Source organism: Pseudomonas sp. TH39(2020) (assembly GCF_016650715.1).
Lineage (GTDB): Bacteria > Pseudomonadota > Gammaproteobacteria > Pseudomonadales > Pseudomonadaceae > Aquipseudomonas > Aquipseudomonas mandelii_C.
This window is the reverse complement of sequence record NZ_JAEKFF010000005.1, coordinates 537,551-562,151: the sequence shown is the minus strand read 5'-3', so window position 1 is coordinate 562,151 and position 24,601 is coordinate 537,551. Positions and strand designations below refer to the sequence as shown.

Genomic DNA, 24,601 nt, shown 5'->3' with positions numbered 1-24,601 from the left:
GCTGTGTGGCGAGGCGAGGGAACTCAATTCAGATGCGTCTTGAGTTCCAGTGCCGCCTGGCGAACCGCCGCTTTCACTTGCGGAATCTGGCTCAGCGGATTGAGCAGGCCGAAGTCGTGAATCATGCCGTTGTAGCGCACGGCCGTGACCGGGACACCGGCCGCGTCGAGGTGGCGGGCATAGGCTTCGCCTTCGTCACGCAACACGTCGAACTCGGCGGTTTGTACCAGGGCCGCGGGCAAGCCTTTGAGCTGTTCGGCGCTGGCTTGCAACGGCGAGGCATGGATCTGCATACGTTCGGCTTTGTCGGTGGTGTAGCTGTCCCAGAACCAGTTCATCATGCCCTTGGTCAGGAAGTGGCCTTCAGCAAATTGCTGGTACGACCCGGTGTCGAACTGTGCGTTGGTCACTGGCCACATCAACAGCTGGAAGCGCAGCGCCGGAGTTTTCTGTTCCTTGGCGATCAAGGCCACGACCGCCGCCATGTTGCCGCCGACGCTGTTGCCGGCCACGGCCAGGCGTTTGCCATCGACGCCGATGTCCTTGCCATGCTCGGCCACCCAACGGGTCGCGGCGTAGGCCTGGTTGATCGCGGTCGGGTAGTGCGCTTCCGGCGACGGCGTGTAATCGACATACACCGCGACAGCACCGGAGCCGACCACCAGGTCGTGGATCAGACGCTGGTGAGTCGGGTAATCGCCCAACACCCAGCCACCACCGTGGAAGAACATAAACACCGGCAATTCACCTTTGACCTTAACTGGCCGCACGATTTTCAAGTTGATGGTTTGCCCATCGACTTTGATCGCACGGTCGCTGACGTCCACACCCGACAGATCAACCTTCACCGAATTTTGCGCGCCGGTCAGTACCGCACGGGCATCTGCAGGGCTCAGTTGCTCAAGCGGCTTGCCACCGCCGGCAGCGAGCGCGTCGAGGAAGGCTTGCGTGTTGTGTTCGACACCCGGGCTGCCAGCGGCAAAGGCGTTGCCGACGGCGAGGGCGAGGAGGGAAGCGGTCAGGGATTTTTTGACGATGTTCATGGGATAAATCCTTTTTAATTAGACGTTGATTACCTAAGGTTCAGGTTGCTGCCAGCACTGTGGTTCAGGCCTCAGCAACACCGTGGACACAGATTAATAAGGTGTCTGAAAAGGAAAAAGCGGCTATAAAATGTTTGACTGTCAACCAAGGCGTGACAATGAACCCGTTCGAAGATATGCGTATTTTTTGCCAGGTCATGGATTCCGGCAGCTTCACCGCGGCGGCCGATCAATTGGGCCTGTCCAAGCAGTTCGTCAGCCGGCGCTTGATGCAGCTCGAAGAGCGTCTGGGTGTGCGGTTGCTCAATCGCTCCACGCGGCGGCTGGACGTGACGCCACTGGGGCAGAGTTATTACGAGTCAGCCTTGCGTCTGCTGGGTGAAGTCGAGCAAGTCGAGCAGGGCATCGCCGGCCAGACCACTGAGCCCCGCGGCACTATTCGCATCAGCGCGCCATTGTCGTTTGCGGTGGCGCATTTGGGCTGTTTGCTGCCGGTGTTTTTGCAGCGTTATCGCGATGTCACGGTGGAGGTCGACCTCAGTGATCGGCCGGTGGATTTGCTCAGTGAGGGTTATGACCTGGCGCTGCGCATCGGCATTCTGGAGGACTCGACGCTGATCGCCCGACGCATCGCCTCCATCCAGCGGATGTACTGCGCCAGCCCGGCATACCTGGCCGAGCGCGGTACGCCGCTCAAACCCGAAGACTTGCACAGCCATGACTGCCTGCCTTACGGCCACGGTCGTCAGGTGCAATGGCGTTTTGAAGGGCAGGGCAAGCCGTTGGTGGTCAATGTCACCGGGCGGATGCGGGTGAACAATGGTGAACTGCTCAGGGACGCGGCGATTGCCGGTATGGGGATTACTTACTTGCCGACCTTCATTGTGGGTTCGGCGTTGAAGGACGGCAGGCTGGTGCCGGTGCTGGATGAGTTTCGTCCGCCGCCGCTGACGTTGTCGGCGGTCTATCCGCAGCACCGCCAAGCATCGCGACCGGTGCAGGCGTTGATCGAGTTTTTGCGTGAACGGCTGGATCAGGCTGAGGGTGGGTTGTAAGGCTCACCACTTCCACTGTGGGAGCGAGCCTGCTCGCGATGGCGGAGTGTCAGACGGACATCATGTTGAATGACAGATTGCTATCGCGAGCAGGCTCGCTCCCACAGGGGATTTGTGGAGTTTTGGGGGTTCAGTATTTGTCAGCTCCTTTTGTCATCGCCTGGCTCGCCACCAACATGCACACCATGGTCGTCACCCGGTTCACCGCCGACATGTACGCCGTGGTCGTCACCCAGTTCGCCGCCGACATGTACGCCGTGGTCATCGCCCACTTCACCGGAACTATGCACACCGTGGTCATCTCCCGCTTCGGCATGAGTGCCGCTGCGTCCGGAGGAGGATGAGGCCGAGTTGCCGGAATGGCCCGAGCCATGGTCGCTGCCACTGTGACCGCTGCCGCTATTGCCGCCACTGCCGCTTCCACCGTGACCGCCGCTATTGCCGCCGCCACCGCCGCCACCACCAGAGCCGCCGCCACCGCCACCAGAGCCACCACCGCCAGAGCCACCGCCACCGCCTCCTCCACCATGACCACCGCCACCGCCGCCTGATCCGCCACCACCACCGCCACTCCCGCCATCCTTGGCCTGTGCGCTCGATACACCGGACAGGCTGTCCGGTATCAATACGGTAGACGCCGACAGAACTGCGCCAATCGCTACTGCCAATAAAAGCTTGTTGATGTGCATGTCGTTCTCCGTCTTTTAATTCGGGTTGGAACGTTGATGAACAATGCAACGTGCTGCTTGATTCAGTTGATAAACACTTCCATGCAGTGATTTATTCATTTGTAAGTCGATGAATAATGCAACGTACCGCTCGACCCTGTTCCAGGGGTCAGTGAATACTCGAGGCCAGTTCGAAAATCGGGATGTACATCAGGATCACGATCACCCCGATCAGCAGGCCGATGAAGGTCATGAGCAAGGGTTCGAACAGCCGCACGAACCATTCGATCCAGCGGCTGATTTCTTCGTCGTAGAAGTCGGCGCTGCGCTCCATCATTTGCCCGAGGTTGCCGGACTGCTCGCCAGCGCGTAGCAAGCGCAGCGATACCGGTGTCACCAGATGATTGAGTTCCAGGGAGGTCGACAGCGACTGACCCTCGCGTACCCGTTCGCAGGCCTCGTCCAGGCGCGCGCGGGAGGCGACGGTGAGCAGGCCGCGAACCATGCCCATGGCGGTGACGAGGGGAATACCGCCTTGCAGCAGAATCCCCAGCGAGCGGTAGAAGCGAGCCAGTTCGTACATGAAGATGCGTTGATGGACCGCCGGGAGTTTTTCGATCACGCGGTCCAGGCCTCGACGAAAGGCCGGTTGGCGCTGGAGGAAGGTGAGGGCGACGATGTTCGCCAGCAATGCGCCGAAGAATTCGCCCTGATGGGCGTGCAGGAACATCCCGCTGCTCATCAGAATCTGCGACAGCCACGGCAGGTTCGAGCCCAGCCCTTCGAACACCAGGCTGAAGCGCGGCACCACGTAGCCCATCAGAAACAACACCACGCCACCGCCCACCACCAGCAACAGCATCGGGTAGATCGAAGCGCTGACGATTTTTTGCCGAACCTCGTCCATGCGCTGGCGATAGCTGACATAGCGCCCCAGGGCATCGCCCACGGCGCCGGTCTTCTCGCTGGACTGCACCAGTGCTACGTAGAGCGGAGGGAAAACTGCTGATAACTGGCCCAGTGCCTGGGAGAAGGACTTGCCTTCATAAAGCAGGCGCACCAGTTCGCTCAAGGTCTTGCGGGCCTGGGGCGCGTTCTCCTTTTCCGCCAGGCTTTCCAGCGCATCGATCAGCGGCAGGCCCGCATTGAGCAACGTGGTCAGTTCCTGGCTGAACAGCACCAGGTTGAAGGTTTCGCGCTGCCTGACGCGCAGCGCACGCCAGTGACGCTCGGCGTACAGGCTGACGACCCGATAGCCCTGGTCTTCGACAATGCGACGGGCTTCGCTGTGGCCGAGCGCCTCGACGGTCATCGAGACTACACCGGCCTTGCCAACGGCTTTGAGATGAAAACGCATGGTTGCTACTCCCGTCACTGCCAGCTGGTGACTTCGGCGTTTTCGCCTTCGCCGCCGGGTTGACCGTCCTTGCCCATGGACAGCAAGTCGTATTCGCCGTTTTCGCCGGGGTAGCGATAGGTGTAGTTACGGCCCCACGGATCCTGCGGCAATTTTTTCTGCAAGTAAGGGCCGGTCCATTTGGTTTCATCGCTGGGCGCGGTGACCAGCGCCTGCAAACCCTGTTCGGTCGAGGGGTAATGACCGACCTCCAGACGGTACAGATCCAATGCTTTGCCCAGGCCTTCTATTTGCGCCTTGGCCACCTTCACTTCGGAGCGGCCCAGTTGGGCGAAATACTTCGGCGCGACGATGCCGGCCAACAGCCCCAGCACCACCAGCACCACCAACAGTTCGAGCAGGGTGAACCCGCTTTGAGCACGCGGGGCGGAACGCAAACGCTGATTCATGATGACCTCACACAGTCGGCAGAAGGGTCGCCGTGAAGGCTTATGCAATTGCCATGCTCATGCCCGGACAATCTTCTGCAACCCCTGAATTACGGGCCTTCGCGCATCCGGCACAGTGCTTGCGTATGGCTGGTTTACTACCGGCCATTGGGGCATTAGCCCCATTTTTCGGGGCCGGGCAGGGGAGGCAAAAAATGAAAACACTCACCACAGGACTGCTCGGTCTGCTCGTGTTGACCGGCGTCGTACAGGCCGATGTGTTCGTTTCCGTGGACGCCAAGGGCAGCTACGTTCTGTCCAATGTCCACCGTCCCGGCCGCACCTATGAACGGGTGATTCACGAGTCAGAATCCGCCCGGGTCAGCATGGATCAACAACCGCAGATGATTGCCCTACAGCCTTATGCCGAGCTGGTTTCGGCGGCGGCCACGGCCAATGAACTACCGGCAGCGCTGTTGCATGCGGTGATCCAGGCCGAGTCTGCGTATGACTCCCGTGCGCGGTCACCCAAAGGGGCTGGTGGGTTGATGCAATTGATGCCAGACACCGCCCGGGAGATGGGGGTGAAGAATGTCTACGACCCGAAAGCCAACATTCAGGGTGGCGCCAAATACCTCAAGCGCCTGATGACTCTGTTCGATAACGACATCAGCCTCGCCGTGGCGGCCTACAACGCCGGGCCGCAAGCGGTGCTCAGCCGTGGCGGGGTGATCCCGCCGTTCGCCGAAACCCAGCGTTACGTGCCCAGTGTCTTGCGCCAATACCGACGCTTGCAGGGCCTGGCCGTGGATGCGCCGTTGTGATCGGCAACCGTGGGGCACGTTCCCCCAATAGTGGGGGATGGTGGCCCCGGCCGAAAAGTGGGGAATAAGTGGGGAATATCCCCCGAGTTATTAAGTCGTTCATTTAACTGATTGAAAAATAACTAAATTATTTATGGCATGCGGTTTGCTCAAAGGGATTAGTCGAGAAGTATTCCCTGTGAGCACCCACAGCGAGGCCCGTGATCATGACCGGCATACCCAACACTCCGTCCTTTTTTAAAATGCTGTTGTTGGTGGCCTCGATGTTTGGCATCGAGCTGGCCGAGGCAGCCGTGCGTTGCGAGCGCAATCTGGTGGCTAACGTCGTGGCGCTGGATCAGCCGCTGATGTTCAACCGCCTCGGCGCGCAGAACGTCAACGGCATGATGTTCGCCTTGCGCCGCGATGTGATCGATGATCACGAGATGTCCCTGGCCCAGGGCGGGGCGGCGGTGCCGGGCAAGGTGTCGCTGCGGCCCGACAAGCGTCCGCGTCCGTTGGTGCTGCGCGTCGCTGCCGGTGATTGCCTGACCATCAACCTGCAGAACCTGCTCGCCTACCAGGCCAACCCCGGCAGCCACGAAAGCGGGGCGGTGGGTGGTATTGAAGGTGAAGTAGAAATCGGCAACGTAGACCAATTCAAGGTCGATGAGCAGGTCGCTGACCGCCACGTCGGCTTCCAGGTCAACGGCATGCAAGCGGTCAACAGCATCGACGACATTGCGTCCTATACCGGGCGTAACGCCAATACCTTGATTCCTCCCGGCGCTACCCGTTCCTACACGCTGTATGCCGAGCGCGAAGGGGCGTTTGCCGCCAGCAGCCGTGGCGCGACATTCGGCGGTGAAGGGGATGCGGGCAACGTCGCCAACGGACTGTTCGGCCAGGTGGTGGTCGTGCCCAAAGGCGGCCGCACCTATCGCAACACCGTGACCGAAGAAGAGATGCGCCTGGCCAGTGTCGGCCGCACCCCGGCCGGACAACCAATCGTTGATTACCAGGCGCGCTATCCACAACGCGAACCGTGGATCCGTGAAGGCAAGGCCGGCACGCCGATCATCAACATGGTCGACGGCAATGAAATCATTTCCAGCGAGACCGACGCGATCGTGATGGGCAGCAACGCCGACGGCAGCTTCCCGCCGTCGACCTATCCGCTGGAAGCCGTCGGCAAACGCAACCCGGCGATCCCGAACCGTCTGGAACCGTTCCGCGATTTCGCCTCGCAGTTCCAGGATGAAACCGCCGCGACCCAGGCGTTCCCCGCCTACTTTGCAGACCCGGTCATGGCCCACGTGCTGGAGCCGACCCGCGACTCGTTCATGATCAACTACGGCTCCGGCGGCATGGGGGCGGAAGTGGTCGCCAACCGTTTGGGCGTCGGGCCGATGCACGACTGCCTGTCCTGCGCTTATGAAGAATTCTTCCTCAGTTCGCACACCGTCGGCGACGTGGCGATGTTGGTGGATGTACCGGCCAACGCCGGTCTGGAAGGCATTCTTCCCGGTCAAGTCCCCCGCGCCGATCAGATCGGAGTCAAGGCGACCATGGCGCTGTACCCGTCCGAGCCGTCCAACGTCAACCACAGCTACATCGGTGACTTCATCAAATTCCGCAACACCCACAACGGCCACGAGCAGCACATCTTCCACCTGCACGGGCACCAGTGGTTGTTCAACCCCAACGACGACAACTCCGACTATGTGGACGCCCAAGGCATCGGTCCTGGCGCCGGCTACACCTACGAAATCGCCAACGGTGGTTCGGGCAACCGCAACCGCGTAGCCGGCGATGCGATCTATCACTGCCACTTCTATCCGCACTTTGCCCAAGGCATGTGGAGCATGTGGCGGGTGCATGACGTATTCGAAGAAGGCACCAAACTTGAGGTGTCCCAGCAGGGCGCCGACGGTTATCACAGCGAACCTTATGCACTGCGCAGCGGCAAACCGGCGGCTGGCGCCAGGGCCTTGCCCGATGGCGAGATCGTTGCCGGTACACCGATTCCAGCCGTCGTGCCGCTGCCAGGCAAAGCCATGGCGCCGATGCCGGGCAAAGTCGCGGTCGTGCCGAGAATCGGCGAAACCCTGGTGGCCGATGGCGATGAGGAAGGTGAAGACGACGGCGAACATCACGGTGGTAGCGGTGGCGCTCAAGCCATTGGTTCCCTGGCCCTGGTGGATCGCAGTGAAGCCAACCGCAATGCCGACGGCAGCCTGAAAAACCCTGGCTATCCATTCTGGATCGGCGGCATGGAAAGCTCGGTTGGCCAGCGTCCACCGACTCCACCGCTGGACATGCTCGACCCTGCCAAGGCGCAGTCCTTGAAAACCAGTGGCAACGCCTTGTGGGCCAATCTCGACCCGGCTCAGTCCGGTGGTTGGGACGGCGGTCTGGGGCGCCACTCTCTGGACGGTTTCTCCGCCGGTGGCCAGGCGCGCACCATTACCACGTCCCTGGATTTCTCCAAGGAAGTGACCCGGGCCAAGCCGATTTACATGCCGGAAGAGGGCACCGAAGTCGAACAGGCGGCCATGGCGTTCCACGCCAAAAAAGACCACCCAAGCTTCGCCGTGCTGCCCGGTAATCAAATCGTCGCGCGCAACTTCCGCACCAACGGCGCTTTGCCGATCGCGGGCGCACCGTATTACGAACCGTGCATGGACGATCGGCAAAAACGCCTGACCAGCAGCGCCGGCACCGGCGAATTTGCCAGTGGCGAACGGATCGACGGCATGTCCTACACCGGTTCCTCGACCTTCACCGCCGACCGTCCTCGCGTCTACAAAGCGGCGAACATCCAGTTCGATGCGGTCTACAACAAGGTCGGTTACCACTTCCCGCAAGCGCGCATTCTCGCGTTGTGGGAAGACGCCTGGCCGGTGATCAACAAGCAGCGTCCGCCAGAGCCTTTGGTGATGCGCATGAACACCTTCGATTGCGTGCAGTACCAGCAAACCAATCTGGTACCAGCCACCTATGAGATGGACGACTATCAGGTGCGCACGCCGACCGACGTGATCGGCCAGCACATTCACCTGCCTAAATGGGACCTGGTGTCTGCCGACGGTTCGGCCAACGGCTGGAACTACGAAGATGGCGTGCTTTCCCCCGGAGCGGTGCAAGAACGTATCCATGCCATTCGCGAGTTCAACCAGTGCCAAGGCACCGACTCGCGTGACGGCACGCCAGCCTGTCCGAAAGCCAAAAATCACCCGTACTTCGGTCAATTTGGCCGGGCCGACTGGGTCGGGGCGCGCACGGCAATGCAGCGCTGGTTTGTCGATCCGGTGGTGAACGCCAAAGGCATCGACCGTGGCCTGGGGACCATTTTCACCCACGACCACTTAGGCCCATCGACTCACCAACAGATCGGTCTGTACGCCACCGTGTTGGCAGAACCGGCCGGTTCGACCTGGTTCCACGCTGAAACCGGCGAGCCGTTGTACAGCGGCGCGCGGCAGGACGGTGGGCCAACTTCGTGGCAAGCGGTGGTGTCCACCGGTGACCTGGACGGTGACGGCAAGAACGACAGCTTCCGTGAGTTCTTCCTCGAATACAGCGACTTCCAGCACGCCTATGAAGCCGGCGTGTACGTGGGCGCTGGCCCCAACGGCGTGCCCAATCCGCAAGCCTTCCCGGCCACGGCTGACAGCTTCCGCTACGCGATCAACCCTCCGGTGCGCAAAGAAGCCGAGACCCTGCTTGAACAGGTGGTCGAAGCCCGCGGTGGCCTGATGCCCGGTTGCCCAAGCCGGCCATGCCCACAAGCCATCTCGGTCGATGACCCCGGCATGTTCGTGGTCAATTACCGCAACGAACCGCTGGCCCTGCGGGTGTACGACCCGAACAAGGTCGGCCCGGACGGCAAGCGCGGCATGCAGGCCGACGGCCTCGGCGGCGACCTGGCGTACGCCATGCAAAGCCGTACTGACCGAGCCATCCCGGCGATGAACCTGGCGCCGAATCTGGTGACCGCGGCTATCGGCCCAACCGGCGGCACCACGCTGTTCCCGCCACACATCAACCGTGGCGGTGCAGAACCGGGCGACCCGTTCACCCCGATGTTGCGCACCTATACCGGTGACAACGTGCGATTGCGGGTGCATGCCGGTGGTCATGAAGAAGAGCACAACGTGACCCTGCACGGCGTGAAATGGCTGCAAAGCGGTTCCGGTTACGGCAACAGCTCAAACTCCGGCTGGCGCTCGTCGCAAATGATCGGGATCTCCGAGCAGATGGGCTTCAATGCGCCAGTGTCGATGGTCTCCAGCTCTGCCGCGACCACCGGGGATTACCTGTACTCGATGGACGCTTCCCTGGAAGGTTACTGGAGCGGGATCTGGGGTGTGATGCGCAACTACACGGCCCAGCGCAGTGATCTGTTTGCGCTACCGAACAACGCAAAACCGGCCGGTATGCGCAACACCGTGGCGTTCGATGGCATCTGCCCACGGTACGGCGCCAACCCCAATGGCATCGGCACCCGGCCGACGCCACAACGCAACTATGAAGTGGTCGCGGCGCTGGCCAATGACATCCTTCGCAATCCGTTAAACCTGTCCATCGGTGATCCGGCGGGGATGGGGCAGCATGTCGGCGGGCCATTGAATCCGGCGGGCGGCACCCTGGTGTACAACTCGCGGGCAGTGAGCATTCCTCAGGTCACGGTGAGCGACCCCGTGGAGGGGACCTTCACCATCGGCGGGCAAAGCGGGCCATTGCATGACCCTACCGCGATCCTCTATGTGCGCAAGGCAGATCTCGATCCGATCACCGGCAAGATCAAACCGGGTGTGCCTGTCGAACCGTTGGTGCTGCGCGCAGCGGCGGGTGACTGCATCAACATAACCCTGGAAAACCGCCTGCCCAGCGTGATGCCGGACCTGACCCAGACAGCCTCGGTGATGGGCATGGTCAAGCGTGACCGTAATGATGGCGAGGGCTCGACCACCTTCAGCAATAACCTGATGCGGCCATCCAGCACGGTGGGCCTGCACGCCCAACTGCTGGCGTACGACATCACCAAATCCGACGGGACCAACGTCGGCACCAACCCGACCCAGACCGTGCCACCGCGTGTCGGCAATGTTGGCGCGTACCCGACGCGTACCTATCAGTACTACGCCGGGCACCTGGAGCGGGAAGGCAAGCCGGTCACGCAACTGGGCCGCAGTGTCGACAACATCAACGCCACGGCGGTGGAGTTCGGCGGGTTGAATTTCACCCCGGCGGACGTCATCAAGCAGTCGCAAAAAGGCCTTGGCGGTGCGATGAGCATCCTGCCGATCGGCGCCACCTGGGTTGAAGACACGCGCAAAGTGAATGCGACCGTCACCGCACCGGGGCAAACCACCTACCGCGATTTTGCGATGGTCTGGCAGAAAGCGTTGAACATGCGCTGGGCCAATGGGCGTCCGGTGGAAGGTATTGCCTCTGAGGCCGGTGTGCCGACCGATCCGCAGGACAACTCGAGCATGGCCATCAACTACAAGACCGAGCCGATGTGGTACCGCTTTGGCCTGCCACCGGATGCGCCGTTCGGCCACGCCGACGGCCATGGTTACGGCGACGTGCCTAATGCGCACATGGCCTTCAGCAATGCGCTGGTGGGCGGCGATCCGCAAACGCCGGTGCTGTATGTGAAACCGGGGCAACCGTTCCGCACGCACATTCTGATGCCGACCGGTGGCAGTCGTGGCTCGACCTTCCAACTGGATGGTCACGTCTGGTCGGTCAACCCGTTCCAGTCGGAGAAGAGCGATACCGGTGGCTATCCGATGAGTACACCTGGGGTGGGCTCGGTGCGGTTTGGCTACAACCCGATGTCGATGTACATCGGTGCCCACGAAAGCATCCTGCCGGCGGCGCACTTCAGCTTCATGCACCCGAGCGCCGGGGGCAGCAATGCGATACCGGGCGACTATCTGTTCCGCGATTACGCCGCCTACGGCAACACCGCCGGGCTTTGGGGATTGCTGCGGGTGACCAACGAACCTGAACCGGCTCCGGCACCGTAGGCGTCGGGATGGGGTGGTGGATAGCACCACCCCTGTGGGAGCGAGCCTGCTCGCGATGAAGTCACCTCGGTTTTACGTGGTGAGGCGAATGACGCTATCGCGAGCAGGCTCGCTCCCACAGGGGCAACCTTGCTCCTGCAAGAGATAGGCAGACACAGATCTGAAGGGGAGAAGCATTATGAACAGGACCATCAAAGTGGCCGGATGCGCGCTGGTTGTGGGGTTGACGCTGATCTGGCTGGGGGTGTGGCGCACGACGCCCCCGGCCACGCTGAGCGAGGTCGCGCTGCCGGACACCTGGAGCGGCCAGACGCTTGAGCGTGACGGGGTGTCGGTGGCGCTCGAGGTGCGGCCGCTGGCGCAGGACGGAGTCCTGCGCGAGGGCGAGTTCGCCGACGTGCGCTTTCGGGTCACTGACAGCGCTTCGGGTCAACCCTTGTCGGGTGTCTCCCCCGGCGCCTGGCTCGATCCGGAAGCCGTCGCCGCCGACCAGGCCCAGGGCCGCGAACGCAGCTGCAAATCCCGGGTCGGGGTGTTTCTGAAATCGAGCATCGGCGCGCGGCCGTTGCTCGATATGAACAGCTACTACCTGCTGGTGATGAACCGCGATGCCAGCGTCTCGGTGGTCGACCCGTCAGTGTCGGTGGGCGGGATCACCAGCACCATGGCGCGGATCGACATCAAGCAGCCGCCGATGGATTGGGTCACGCCCCATGACAACAAGCGGGTGTTCATCTCGATGCCGACCGCCAATGAGATTGCGGTGATCGACAGCGAGCAATTCAAGTTGATCGACTCGGTGGCAGCCGGCAGCAACCCGGTACGGCTGGCATTACAACCGGATGAGCGTCTGCTGTGGGTCGGCAACAACGCGAAGTCGGCCGAAGAGTCCGGGGTGACGGTGATCGACACGCGCAGCCTCAAGACGCTCAAACACCTGGCCACCGGTGCCGGGCATCACGAAATCGCCTTCAGCAAGGACAGTCGTTTTGCCTTCGTCACCAACCGCGATGACGGGACAGTGAGCCTCATCGACATCGCCAGCCTGACCATCAGCAAGCAACTCAAGACCGGCTCGCACCCGTTGTCCGTGGCGTACTCGCCGTTGTCCCAAGCGGTGTATGTCGCCGATGGCAAGGACGGCACGGTGACCGTGGTCGACACCGCCAGCCTCGCGGTACGGCGGGTGATCAAGATGAAACAGGGCCTGGGCCCGATGGGTTTCAGCGCTGACGGTCGTTTCGGCATCGTGCTCAACACGCTCGAGAACCAGGCCTCGGTGATCGACGCGGCCACCGATTCGTTGATCCATGAACTGGACGTGTCCGCCGAACCTTATCAAGTGGTGTTCACCAAGGCCTACGCCTACATTCGCGGACTGGCCTCGGCCAAGGTCACGATGATCAATCTGGCGTCCTTGGGTGAAGGCCGCACGCCCATCAGCCAGGGCTTCGAAGCCGGGCCTCAGGCGCCACGGCTGGCCGGTGACCTGCCGCTGGCATCGAGCCTGGCGGTGTCGCGGGATGACAACGCGGTGTTTGTGGTCAACCCGGTGGACAACACCACCTACTTCTACGCCGAAGGCATGAACGCGCCGATGTCCGGCTACCCCAATCGCGGGCAAGTGGCACGGGCGGCGATGGTCATCGACCGCAGCCTGCGCGAAGTCGAGCCGGGGTTGTACAGCGCCCGGATCAAACTGCCCGCTGCCGGGCGTTTCGACGTGGCCTTCCTGCTGAACCAGCCGAACATCATCCATTGCTTCACGGCCTTGGTTGAGCCGGATAAAACCCTCGCTCTGCACCCGGGTGTGCCGAAGGTGGAATTCATGCTCGACACGTCCACGGCCGCCCTCGGCAGTCCTTACGTGGTGCGTTTTCGCATCGTTCAGGGCAAGCAGAAGACCCAGCGCAGCGGGGTCAAGGACGTTCAGGTGCGCTACTTCCGGGCCCCGACGTCCCGGGTCCAGCAAGTCGCCGCGCTGGAAGTGGGCGACGGCGTTTATGAAGCCCCGGTGACCCTCGACCAGAACGGCGCCTGGTACCTGCACGTACGTGCAGCGTCGCTGGGCGCGAGTTTCGATGACAAAACTTTTGCCAGCGTTCGGGTCCTGCCCGGCGATGCCCACTAACAAGGAGTTTCGACATGAACCGATTCGCACACCGTGGACTGCTGACGTTCTGCCTGTTGGCCGCCGGTATCGGCCAGGCCCTGGCCCACTCGGCGGATGAACACGCCGGTCACGAAATGCCGGCCAAAAGCGCCCGTTCGGAAAGCGCTCAGGTCAAGTTCGCCGACGTGGCGCTGGTGGACCAGAACGGCAAAGCGGTGCGTCTGGAAAAAGACCTGGTGACCAACAAGATTGTGGTCATGAGCTTCATCTACACCAGCTGCACCACGGTGTGCCCGGTGGTGTCGTCAATCATGGGCAAGGTGCAAAAACAGTTGGGTGCCCGGGTCGGCGGCGAGGTGCAACTGGTGTCGATCAGCATCGACCCGCAGCGCGATGACGCCAAACGCCTGAACGACTACGCCCGCAACTTCCAGAACGGCCCGGGCTGGAGCTGGCTGACCGGCAGTTCGCAGTCAATCAACGAAACCCTCAAGGGACTGGGCACCTTCAGCGGGGACTTCAAAAGCCATCAGCCACTGATTCTGGTGGGGGACGGCAACAGCCGCCACTGGACCCGCTACTACGGCTTCACCGACCCGACGGTGCTGACCCGTGAAGTGGAGAAACTCAGCGGCCAGCGCAACGCCCACGCCAAGCACACCGCCATCGCCATGGAGCAGCAGCCATGAGAATCCTCGACTGGATCACCCTGACGTTTTGCTTTTGCATGTTGAGTTCGCTGGCGTCCGCCCATGAAGGGCACGAAGAGCCGGCACCGGCGGCGGCCGCCGTTGCCGCACCGCCCGTCTTGGTTACGGGCACTGGCACCCGCGATGCGAAAACCTGGTTCACCGACACGCCGTTGCAGGACCAGAACGGTGAGACCCTGCGTTTCTATAGCGACGCGCTGCAGAACCGCGTGGTGCTGTTGAACGTGATTTTCACCAGCTGCAACGATGCCTGCCCGCTGATCACCCGCAAGCTCAAGGAAGTGCGTGAGTTGCTGGGCGACAAGGCTGACGGCATCACTTTTATTTCCCTTACCAGTGATCCGCTGCGGGACACCCCGGCGGTACTCAAGGCTTACACCTTGAAGCAGGGCGTCGATGGCCCCCACTGGCTTTTTCTCACCGGTGACAAGGCACAGATGGACCTTGTATTGGGGCGCATCGGCCAGATCGTACCGACCCCCGAGCAGCATTCAACCCAACTGATCGTGGGTGACGTGGCCAACAAACGCTGGAGCAAAATTCGTCCCGACGCCCCGGCCGCCGCCATTGCCCAGCGCTTGCAGTTGCTGACAATGCCCGTGGCCGGTCGTTGAGCCCGCGCCATGAGGACCTCCCTCGTTCTCGGCCTGCTACTGCTCGGCGGCCTCCATTTCGCTGCTGATGCGTTGCCGCTGAGCCCGAGTGAAAACGCCGGTAAACGGCTGTATCGCGAGGGTGTCTCCGACAGTGGCGAGCCGATCATGGCCCGGGTCGGGGCGGCGGACATGCTGTTGCCGGCCACCAGCCTGCCGTGCGCTAACTGCCACGGCGCCGATGGCCTCGGGCGGCCCGAAGGCGGGGTGCGACCGCCGGATCTCAGCTGGTCGCGGCTCACCAGCACCTACGGCCAGCAGCAAATCAATGGCCGTGCGTACCCGGCATATACCGAAGGCACGTTGGCGCGGGCCATCCAGGAAGGGCGTGATCCGGGCAACAATCGGCTCGACCCGGCGATGCCGCGCTTCGTCCTGTCGATGAAAGATCAGCGCAACCTCACGGCCTACCTCAAACGCGTGGCCGAGGACCGCGACCCCGGCCTGACCCCCGACAGTCTGCACCTGGGCACGTTGTTGCCACGCCAGGGACCGTTGAGCGAGGAGGGGGCCACGGTGGCGGCGGTGCTCCAGGGCAGCGTGGCGCGAATCAACGAAGCGGGCGGGATTCATGGCCGGCAGTTGCGCCTGACCATCGTCGATCCGGGCCCGGACCGCGCCAGTGCCGAACAGGCGCTGGATCAATTGATCGAGCAGGAACAGGTGTTCGCCCTGATCGCGCCACTGGCACCGGCACTGGACTCGGACCTGGCCGCGCGCCTGGAACGGGCCGGCGTTCCGCTGATCGGACCGCTGTCATTGTTGGGTACAGCGCAGGCCAGTCGACAGATTTTCGAACCGCTGCCGGGGTTGCGCGAGCAACTGATCGCCCTGGGCGATTACGCCACCCGCAATTTGCGGGTGCTCGAGGGACCGACGCTGATCCTCTATCCGGACGAGCCCAGTCAACGGCTGGCGGCGCAGAGCCTCGGCCAGTACTTGCAGGATCAAGCCTGGCAAAAGGTCAGTCTGAAAGCCTACGACTCGGCGCAGGACGAACTGCCACTGGGCTCGCGGTCGGTGTTTTACCTGGGCAGCGGCGGCGGTTTCGTTCACCTCGCCGAGCGCTTGCAGGCGGCGGGGCAGGTGCCTTATCTGTTCGCTGCGTCGAACCAGGTGGCGGGTGATCTGTTGCAGGTGCCCAGTGACTTTTCCCAGCGGGTGTTTCTGGCTTATCCGTTCGTGCCCAGTGACTGGACGCTGGCCGGACGCCTGGCCCTGACCCAACTGCGCGAACGCCAGGGGCTCGGCGGTCAGCATGCGATGCTGCAAGTCGGCGCGTTCAGTTCGATGTTGTTGCTCAGCGAAGGCATGAAACAGGCCGGGCGCGACGCCAGCCGCGAGAAACTCATCAGTGCGCTGGAAGGCCTGCATGACTTCGATACCGGGCTGACCCCGCTGATCAGCTTCGGTCCTGGCCGCCGCCTGGGCTTGAGCGGTGCGCATATCGTCACCGTGGACTTGCCCGGCCAGCGCTTTTATCTGGTCGCTCCCTACAAACCCATTTCCGCTACACCCTGACTGGAGGTCTCGATCATGATGCTCAAGGCTCTGTTGCTCCTGCTCACACTGTGGGTTCCCGTGGCGTTCTGCAGCAATGGCCCGGCCGCCGCGCGGGTCAATGGCGAGGAAATTTCCGAGTTTCGCCTGGAGCGCTATTTCGCCGAATACCTGGAGGACCAGGGCCGGGCGCTGGGCAGCATCCGCAACCCCAAGGCCTACAAACAATTGCGTCAGGCGGCACTGACGGCCTTGATTGACAAAGAATTGCTGTGGCAGGAAGCCGTCAAGCGCAGGGTGGTGATCAGTGACGCGGTGGTGCAAAGCCAGATCGATCAGGCCCGGCAGGCCATGGGCGGGGCTGAAGTGTTCGCCCGGCGCCTGGAAGAGGCCGGTTTCGACGAAGTCGGTTACACCGAGTACACCCGCCGTGAGCTCGCAGCCCAGCAAGTCTTTGCCGACCTCACCCTGGTCGCCGGGCCTGACGAAAAGCAGGTCCGTGCGTTCTATGAAGAGCATCGCGCCGAGATGAACCGGCCGGAACAAATCCAGGCACGGCACATCCTGATCAAAGTGCCTCAAGGCGCGGATGCCGCCACAGTTGAAGCAGCCCGACTACGCTTAGAGGAGATGCAAGTGAAAATCAGCCAGGGTGAGGACTTTGCCAGTATGGCCCGGGCCGGTTCCGAAGACGCTTCCGCTGGTGAAGGTGGAGATCTGGGCTATTTTCCTCGTGGGCGGATGATGCCTGAATTCGAAACAGCGGCCTTCGCCCTGGCACCGGGGACTGTCAGTACACCGGTGCGTACAGCGTTGGGCTGGCATTTGATTTACCTACAGAACCACTTGGAGGCGACCGATGTCTCAGAGGTGCAAGGGCTTGAAATGGTCAGGGCGTACCTTGCCCGACAGCAACAAGCTCAGGCTCGTCTACAGGTTCTCGCGCAACTGCGATCAAGCAATCGAATCGAACGGGTTGACGATGATTGAAGGTTCCCCCCCAACAGTGGGGAATAGCTTCAAGGTACATCCGAGTGCTTCCCCGTCTTTGGGGGATGGAGTTTCTGGACGAAATGGTTTTTTCATGAAAATCAAAGACGTGCAACGATAAAAAAACCGGCGCTCAGCCTGGCATGAAGTGTGCGTTAGCCTCAGTGAAGGCGCGTACTCCCAGGGCTGGAACATCGGACCTGCGGTTTCAAGGAGTCGACCTTGTTAAACAAAGTACTGGTTGTCGAAGACGAACAGCTCCTTGCCGAAAACCTCAAGGATTACCTTCAGGCGCAAGAGCTCGACGTCCGGATTGCACATGACGGTGCGGCGGGTATCGGTGAAGCCGAACAGTTTGCACCCGATGTGATGGTGTTCGATTACCGCTTGCCCGACATGGAAGGCTTTGAGGTGCTCGATGCTGTCCGCCAGAACAGGAAGTGTCATTTTGTGCTGATTACCGGGCACCCAACCGCTGAAGTCTGTGAGCGGGCCCGGCAACTGGGAGTCAGCCATATCCTGTTCAAACCGTTTCCATTGGCGGAATTGGCCCGAGCAGTCTGCGACCTTCTGGGGATGGAGCGCGAAGCCAAAGCGGGCATGAGCAATTCGCAAGGTTTTGTCGAACGACGCCAGAGCAGGACCGAGAGTTTCCCGCTGCAGTTGTACGACGGCAGTTGGGTGCTGGCAGATCGTCGACGAAGTTCATCGACCTCCATGGCACCAGGCGACGAACAATTGCTCACCGGGGAGTAGTGGCGCGACAAGACGTTCCGGCATCCGCCGCAATGGCCTGCCGCGTCGACAGGGCTCAAAGCCCCCGGCGTTGGAGAGCATGCCATGGACCGTCTATCCCTTGTCGTCGAACCGGCGCCGTTGGACTGTGTACCGTCTCGATTTTCCAGTGAGCAACTGGCCCAGGCCCGGGCCAGGGCCACCACTTCCGGCGAACGTATTCTGGAAGCCCTTGGGGTGTTGTGCGAACTGGCCCCCATGCCCTTCATCCAGTGCCTCGGCGCGACCCTGCACTATCCGGTGCTCGACACCGACAGCCTGTTCAAAGCCTCCCCGGTGTTCGACCGGGTCACACTGGCCCAATGCCTCAAACGCGAATTCATCCTGCTGCGTCACGACGATGCGGTCATCGGTGTGTTTGCCGACCCCTTCGATACTTCACGCCTGGCCTGGATCGACGACTGCCTGCACGGCGCGCCGCTGTACCTGGTGCATGCCGACGACCTGAAGGCCTACCTGGCACGCCACGAAGAAAGCTTCCACGCGGTGGAATCGCTCAACGCCCAGGCTGACGCCAATGTCGAAATCGATACCCTGCAAAGCCTGTCCCTGACCAGCATCAGCGAGGACGCCAGCGTCGTCGTCAAACTGGTCAACTCGACCCTCTACGACGCGCTGAAAATGCACGCCAGCGATATCCATCTGGGCACTACCGGCAGCGGTCTGGTGATCAAGTACCGGATCGATGGCGTGCTGAACAACATCAGCAAAATCCAGGGCAGCGAATTCGCCGAGCAAGTGATTTCCCGGGTCAAGGTCATGGCCGAACTGGACATCGGCGAAAAACGCGTGCCCCAGGACGGTCGCTTCAAGATCGGCATCAGCGGCCGGCAGATCGACTTTCGGGTGTCGATCATGCCGAGCATTTTCGGCGAAGACGCGGTGCTGCGGGTCCTCGACAAACAGGACCTGGCCGACAAGGTCTGCGGCGTGCAGTTGCAAGCCCTGGGCTTCGAGGACGAAACCCTGCGCCACTTGCGTCGGCTGGCGGCCGAACCTTACGGCATGGTGCTGGTGACCGGCCCCACCGGTAGCGGCAAAACCACCACGCTGTACGCGATGATCACCGAGATCAACCACGGTGTGGAAAAGATCATCACCATTGAAGACCCGGTGGAGTACCAGCTGCCGGGCGTGCTGCAAATCCCGGTCAACGAAAAGAAAGGCCTGACCTTCGCCCGTGGTTTGCGCTCGATCCTGCGCCATGACCCGGACAAGATCATGGTCGGTGAAATCCGCGACCCCGACACCGCGCAGATCGCCGTGCAATCGGCGCTCACCGGGCACCTGGTGTTCACCACCATTCACGCCAACAACGTGTTCGACGTGATCGGCCGCTTCACCCAGATGGAAATCGATCCTTACAGCCTCGTGTCGGCACTCAATGCCGTACTGGCCCAGCGCCTGATCCGCCTGGTGTGCACCAGTTGCAGCGTGCCGGTCACCCCGAGCGATGAAGAGTTGCGCCTCTCGGGCCTCGATCCGCAACAGGTCGATCACTACCACTTCGTCCACGGCAAGGGCTGCGGCCATTGCCGGGGCACCGGTTACCGCGGGCGTACGGCGATTGCCGAACTGCTGCACCTCGACGACGAGTTGCGGCAAATGATCGTCGAGCGCCAACCCATTTCGAAAATCAAAGCCCTGGCGTGCAGCCGTGGCTTGCGCCTGTTGCGCGAGTCGGCACTGGAGCTGGTTGCAGAGGGGCGGACCACGCTCGAGGAGATCAATCGTGTCACTTTTATCTCGTGATCGTTTTATCGCCGTGCTCGGCGCCAGTGGTGTCGGTCTGGGCCAGCGCCGTGGCAGTGAAACCCTGTGGCTGGGCAGCGTCGGTTTTATCGACGAAGGCTTCCATGCCTGGGCCGTGGCGCTGGAAACCCTCGACCGTCTGCTGGGCGAACACACCCGTCCCGGTGCCGAATTGAGTGTGGTGATCTCCGGGCACTTCAGCCGCTTCTGTCTGGTGCCCTGGAGCGAACAAATCAGCAGTCCTGCCGAATTGCTCGGGTTTGCCCAACTGTGTTTCGAAGACCTTTACGGTGTGCCGACTCAACCCTGGAACATGGTGCTGTCGGCCGAACCGGCGGGCTACGACCGGGTCGCCACCGCGCTGCCGCAAGACTTGCTGACGCATTTGCGCACGCTGGTCACGGGGCGTGGCCTGCGCCTGCGTTCGGTGCAGCCGTACCTGATGGCGGCGTTCAATCACTTCGATAAAAGTTTCGACGCTGGCGACTTCCTGTTCGTGGTCGCCGAACCGGTGCGCAGTGTGTTGTTACTGGCCCGGGAAGGGCGCTGGGCATCGGTGCGTTCGGTCGGCAGCAGCGACAGCGACGTCGCGCTGACCGCGTTGATCGGTCGTGAAAGCCAATTGCAGGCGTCCACCAGCGAGCGGCCGCTGAACGTTTACCTGCACGCGCCGGCACGCATTGACTCGCATCCCGAGGTGCCCGGCGTGCACCTGCGAACCCTCGAAGAACACCGGACATCCGTACGCGATGGTTTGTACGTGATGTCCCGGGCGGTGGCCTGACATGCGCGCCCTGATGCTCGACTTCCAGCCGCGCCGCCGTTCAGGCCCTTTGGGCTGGAGCCTGCTGGTCGGTGGCGTGGTGCTGACGCTGACCTGTTTCTTGGTTCAGCAGCACGTCAGTGAACAGGCCGCGCAACAGCAAGGCCATTTGCAAACCGCCCAACGCGAACTCACCGGCGACACCGGCGGCAAGGTCAGCCTGACCCCGGCCGAAACCCGCGAACAGGCACACAACCTGGCCGAGATGCGCAAGGTGTCCCAGCAGTTGCGCCGGCCATGGGAGCGTCTGTTCGCCATGCTCGAAGCCATGCCCCGGGACGACATTGCGTTATTGACCCTGACTCCGGATGCCCGCAAAGGCCAGGTGCGAATCAGCGCCGAAGCGCGGGATCTGGAAGCCATGCTCGACTTCCACCGCAGCCTCGAAGCCAGCGACGAACTGTCCGATGTGTCGCTGCTCAGCCACGAAATCGTCACGAACGTGCCGGAACACCCGGTGCAATTCAACCTGTCGGCTACCTGGGAGATTGGCGATGCAAATCCCTAGATTGATCGTCCACGAATACCTGCAAGGCTTGGGCATTCCCGGCCTGGCAGGGCTGGCGATGTTGCTGCTGGCGCTGGTGTATGGCCTGGTGGGCTTGATGCCAGAATGGCAGTCGCTGCAAACGCTCAGCCAGCAGACGCGCGAAGCCGGCGAGTACCTGGCCAAAGTCGAAGACGGCAGTGTTGCCGCGCCGGTGGTGCCGCAACGGCAGCTCGACGATTTCCGCAGCAAGTTGCCGTCCCAGCCGCAGGCCACGGTGGCCATCGACAAGATCTACGCACTGGCGGCTCAGGAGCACATCACCCTGGCTCGGGGCGAATATTCCCTGGGCATCGACCCCAAGACGCACCTGGCCCGTTATCAGATTCTGCTGCCGGTGCGCGGCAGCTACCCGCAACTGCGGCGCTTCCTGCATGCCTTGCTCGGCCAGTTGCCGGCGGTGGTGGTGGAGGACGTGGAGTTCCAGCGTAAAAAAATCGTCGACACCGACCTGACCGGGCGGATCCGCATGACCCTTTACCTGTCGAGGTCATGATGAATACCAAACGCGTAGTGGGTTGGGTGGCGTTCTTCGGCGTGGCGGCGGCGCTGACCTGGTTGCCTGAATACTTCAAGCAGGCGGACGAGGGCGATGCGTCGGTCGCGACCGTGACCACCCCGACCAAAAGCAAAACCCGCGGCGCGCTGCCTGCTGCCGCTGCCACCGGCAAGCCAGCGGTGGTGAAAGACCTGAGCCCGGCTGGCGACCTGTTCGCCGCCCGTAGCTGGAAGGTTGCGCCGCAGCTCGCCACCGTCACCGAACAACCCGTCAACCTGACCCCGGTGGTGCAAGTCCCCACGGCACCACCGATGCCTTTCCAGTTCATTGGCAAGTTGAATGACCGTACCGACCTGCAAGTGTTTTTGCAGAACGGCGAAAAAATATACGTCGTACGCAAGGGGGATGTGATCGACGACACCTGGCGGATCGAGGGGATTTCCGATGTGGAACTCAGCTTTGTCTACCTGCCTCTGCATTTGTCTCAGACTTTGTCTGTGGGGAGCACGCAATGAACAGATCCCGTTTGCTGATAAACCTTTGCCTTTGTGCCGGGCTCGCCGCGTGCAGTTCGGCGCAGGTCGCCAAGCAAGAGGCAACAGACCTGATGGAGTCGGGACAGTACGAAGCCGGCCTGGCCCGCATCGAGGAAGGGCTCAAGGAAAACCCTCGCGACACCGAGCTGCACCTGGCCTTGAACAGCGGCCGTGCTCGTGCAGTGACGGCGCTGTTGACCCAGGGCGACATGGATCGCGCCCAGCGTGATTTCGCTTCTGCCCGCCAGGCTTACAGCCGGGTGTTGACCATCGAACCGAACAACCGCCGTGCCCAGGACTCGCTGCGCCAGCTCGATCACATGCGCAGCCTCGATGAAAAACTCGAACTGGCCCGGGGTGACCTGCGTCGCGGCGACATCTACGGTGCCGACCGCCAGGTGAAACAGATCCTCGAACTGGACCCGAAGAATGAAGGGGCGCTGGAGCTGCAAAGCGACGTCCGCCTGGTGCAAAGCCGCAACGTGATTGCGTATCCACAACTGCGGACCCGTCTCGATCGGCCGGTGACCCTGGAATTTCGCGACGCCAATCTGAAAACCATCTTCGAAGTGTTGTCGCAGGTCGCCGGTTTGAATTTCATCTTCGACAAGGACCTGCGCCCGGACATGAAAGCCACCATCTTCGTACGTGACGTGCGCATCGAAGACGCGGTGGAGCTGCTGCTGCAACAGAACCAGCTGCACCAGAAAGTGGTGAACGAAAACACCTTGCTGATCTACCCGGACTCGCCACAGAAGCTCAAGGATTACCAAGAGCTGGTGATGCGCACCTTCTACCTGACCAGCATCGATGCCAACACCGCACTGAACATGGTCAAAACCATGCTCAAGACCCGCGACGTGTTCGTCGATGAACGCCTCAATACACTGACCATGCGCGACACCGAAGATGCGGTGCGCATGGCCGAAAAATTGCTGCAATCCCAGGACCAGTCCAACCCTGAAGTGGTGCTGGAAGTGGAGGTGATGGAAGTCGCTACTCAGCGGATTCTCGACCTTGGCCTGCAATGGCCGAACACCTTCGGCGTGGTCAACAGCGATGGCTCGGCCGTGACCCTGCTCGATCAACTCAAAGGCATCAACTCCAGCCGGATCTCCATCTCGCCGTCGCCGCAGGCCAAGATCAACGCCCAGGACAACGACATCAACACCCTGGCCAGCCCGGTGATTCGCGTCAGCAACCGCGAACAGGCGCGCATCCACATTGGTCAGCGCGTGCCAATCATCAGCGCCACCTCGGTGCCCTCGACTCAAGGTCCGGTGATCACTGAAAGCGTCACTTACCTCGATGTCGGTCTTAAACTTGAAGTACAGCCGACCGTGCACCTGAACAACGAAGTGGCGATCAAAATCGCCCTGGAAGTGAGTAACGCCACGCCACTGGAACCGACCCGCCAGGGCACGATTCCGGTTCAGGTCGACACCCGCAACGCCCAGACCACCCTGCGTCTGCATGACGGCGAAACCCAGATCCTCGCCGGCCTGGTGCGCAACGATCATGGCGCTACCGGTAACAAGATCCCGGGCCTGGGCGACATTCCCGGTTTGGGCCGCTTGTTCGGCAGCAACAAGGACACCGTCGGCAAGTCGGAGCTGGTGCTGTCGATCACGCCGCGGATCGTGCGCAACCTGCCATACCAGAGCCCGTCGGACATGGAATTCACCACCGGCACTGAAACCAGCATGCACATCCAGGCACCGGATCGCGGGATGCAACCGGCGATTCAGAATGAACATATCGATCGGCCGGTTGCTTCCACTGCCACCACTGTTGTCGTCGAGAAGCCTTGATCATGAACGCCTCGCAACGCGGTTTTACCCTGATCGAAGTCGTTGTGACGCTGGCCCTGATCGGCCTGCTGGCCAGCATGGCCGCGCCGCTGACCGAGACCGTGGTGCGCCGGGGCAAGGAGCAGGAGCTGCGCGCCGCGCTGTATCAGATTCGCGATGCCATCGACGCCTACAAACGTGCGTTCGACGCCGGCTACATCGAGAAGTCCCTGAACAGCAGCGGCTACCCGCCGAACCTGCAAGTGCTGGTGGACGGTGTGCGCGATGTGCGCAGCGCCAAGGGCGCCAAGTTCTTCTTTTTGCGGCGCGTGCCCCATGACCCGCTGGCGCCGGTCAAGCGTGACGACGAAGGGGGGTGGGGCGTGCGCTCTTACGACAGTACGGCTCAAAACCCGCGAGAAGGCGAAGACGTCTTTGACGTTTACTCCAAGGCTCGCGGCAAGGGTCTCAACGGCATCGCCTACCGGGAGTGGTGAG

The 24,601-nt window shown here is 61.8% G+C and carries 20 protein-coding genes; 16 read left to right on the top strand and 4 right to left on the bottom strand.

All coding sequences use genetic code 11. The features are described 5' to 3' along the window. Positions 1-23 precede the first annotated feature (23 nt). On the bottom strand, positions 24-1,043 hold the full coding sequence (locus tag JFU47_RS07650; protein WP_201182217.1) for an alpha/beta hydrolase: 1,020 nt from the start codon (positions 1,041-1,043) through the stop codon (positions 24-26). Between the two features lie 158 nt (positions 1,044-1,201). Between JFU47_RS07650 and JFU47_RS07645 the strand changes: the two genes are divergently transcribed. After that, positions 1,202-2,098 (top strand): LysR family transcriptional regulator, encoded by an 897-nt coding sequence (locus JFU47_RS07645; RefSeq protein ID WP_201182215.1) that lies wholly within the window; start codon positions 1,202-1,204, stop codon positions 2,096-2,098. A gap of 140 nt (positions 2,099-2,238) precedes the next feature. Here JFU47_RS07645 and JFU47_RS07640 read toward each other — a convergent pair whose 3' ends face one another. The 3 genes from JFU47_RS07640 to gspG form a co-directional block, all read right to left on the bottom strand. Then, positions 2,239-2,787, bottom strand: coding sequence for a hypothetical protein (locus JFU47_RS07640; protein WP_201182213.1), 549 nt, complete (start codon positions 2,785-2,787; stop codon positions 2,239-2,241). A gap of 148 nt (positions 2,788-2,935) precedes the next feature. Beyond that, entirely contained in the window at positions 2,936-4,123 is a 1,188-nt protein-coding gene (locus JFU47_RS07635) for a type II secretion system F family protein (RefSeq protein WP_201182211.1), read from the bottom strand. 14 nt (positions 4,124-4,137) lie between these two features. Further along, on the bottom strand, positions 4,138-4,572 hold the full coding sequence (gspG, locus tag JFU47_RS07630) for a type II secretion system major pseudopilin GspG (protein WP_123367341.1): 435 nt from the start codon (positions 4,570-4,572) through the stop codon (positions 4,138-4,140). Between the two features lie 194 nt (positions 4,573-4,766). On the opposite strand from gspG, the gene JFU47_RS07625 reads away from it, so the two are divergent. The 15 genes from JFU47_RS07625 to JFU47_RS07555 all read left to right on the top strand — a co-directional run bounded on the left by JFU47_RS07625 (position 4,767) and on the right by JFU47_RS07555 (position 24,600). Beyond that, positions 4,767-5,375: a lytic transglycosylase domain-containing protein gene (locus JFU47_RS07625; protein ID WP_201182209.1), complete on the top strand. Its 609-nt coding sequence runs from the start codon at positions 4,767-4,769 to the stop codon at positions 5,373-5,375. Positions 5,376-5,581: 206 nt separating this feature from the next. Then, positions 5,582-11,395, top strand: coding sequence for a manganese-oxidizing multicopper oxidase MnxG (mnxG, locus tag JFU47_RS07620; protein ID WP_201182207.1), 5,814 nt, complete (start codon positions 5,582-5,584; stop codon positions 11,393-11,395). Positions 11,396-11,573: 178 nt separating this feature from the next. Further along, complete coding sequence (locus JFU47_RS07615) at positions 11,574-13,526, top strand: YncE family protein (RefSeq protein WP_201182206.1); 1,953 nt, start codon at positions 11,574-11,576, stop codon at positions 13,524-13,526. 14 nt (positions 13,527-13,540) lie between these two features. After that, a complete protein-coding gene (locus JFU47_RS07610) occupies positions 13,541-14,197 on the top strand; it encodes an SCO family protein (RefSeq protein WP_123367337.1) in 657 nt (218 codons plus the stop codon). After that, the gene (locus tag JFU47_RS07605) at positions 14,194-14,832 is read left to right on the top strand and encodes an SCO family protein (RefSeq protein ID WP_201182205.1); all 639 of its coding nucleotides are present in this window, start codon (positions 14,194-14,196) and stop codon (positions 14,830-14,832) included. Before JFU47_RS07610 ends, JFU47_RS07605 begins: the two co-directional genes overlap by 4 nt. 9 nt (positions 14,833-14,841) lie before the next feature. Further along, a complete protein-coding gene (locus JFU47_RS07600) occupies positions 14,842-16,392 on the top strand; it encodes a cytochrome c/ABC transporter substrate-binding protein (protein WP_201182204.1) in 1,551 nt (516 codons plus the stop codon). 15 nt (positions 16,393-16,407) lie between these two features. Continuing rightward, positions 16,408-17,361 (top strand): peptidylprolyl isomerase, encoded by a 954-nt coding sequence (locus JFU47_RS07595; protein ID WP_201182203.1) that lies wholly within the window; start codon positions 16,408-16,410, stop codon positions 17,359-17,361. 222 nt (positions 17,362-17,583) lie between these two features. Further along, the gene (locus tag JFU47_RS07590) at positions 17,584-18,117 is read left to right on the top strand and encodes a response regulator (RefSeq protein WP_201182202.1); all 534 of its coding nucleotides are present in this window, start codon (positions 17,584-17,586) and stop codon (positions 18,115-18,117) included. An 84-nt stretch (positions 18,118-18,201) separates the two neighbouring features. Continuing rightward, on the top strand, positions 18,202-19,908 hold the full coding sequence (locus JFU47_RS07585) for a GspE/PulE family protein (RefSeq protein WP_201182201.1): 1,707 nt from the start codon (positions 18,202-18,204) through the stop codon (positions 19,906-19,908). Next, on the top strand, positions 19,889-20,692 hold the full coding sequence (locus tag JFU47_RS07580) for a hypothetical protein (protein ID WP_201182199.1): 804 nt from the start codon (positions 19,889-19,891) through the stop codon (positions 20,690-20,692). The genes JFU47_RS07585 and JFU47_RS07580 overlap by 20 nt, the downstream gene beginning before the upstream one ends. A 1-nt stretch (position 20,693) precedes the next feature. Then, positions 20,694-21,239, top strand: coding sequence for a PilN domain-containing protein (locus JFU47_RS07575; RefSeq protein WP_201182197.1), 546 nt, complete (start codon positions 20,694-20,696; stop codon positions 21,237-21,239). Next, positions 21,226-21,774, top strand: a complete 549-nt coding sequence (locus JFU47_RS07570; RefSeq protein WP_201182195.1) for a GspMb/PilO family protein — start codon at positions 21,226-21,228, stop codon at positions 21,772-21,774. Before JFU47_RS07575 ends, JFU47_RS07570 begins: the two co-directional genes overlap by 14 nt. Then, the gene (locus tag JFU47_RS07565; RefSeq protein ID WP_201182193.1) at positions 21,774-22,292 is read left to right on the top strand and encodes a hypothetical protein; all 519 of its coding nucleotides are present in this window, start codon (positions 21,774-21,776) and stop codon (positions 22,290-22,292) included. The genes JFU47_RS07570 and JFU47_RS07565 overlap by 1 nt, the downstream gene beginning before the upstream one ends. Beyond that, positions 22,289-24,124: a secretin N-terminal domain-containing protein gene (locus JFU47_RS07560; protein WP_123367327.1), complete on the top strand. Its 1,836-nt coding sequence runs from the start codon at positions 22,289-22,291 to the stop codon at positions 24,122-24,124. Before JFU47_RS07565 ends, JFU47_RS07560 begins: the two co-directional genes overlap by 4 nt. Positions 24,125-24,126: 2 nt before the next feature. After that, positions 24,127-24,600: a type II secretion system protein gene (locus JFU47_RS07555; RefSeq protein ID WP_123367326.1), complete on the top strand. Its 474-nt coding sequence runs from the start codon at positions 24,127-24,129 to the stop codon at positions 24,598-24,600. Position 24,601 lies beyond the last annotated feature (1 nt).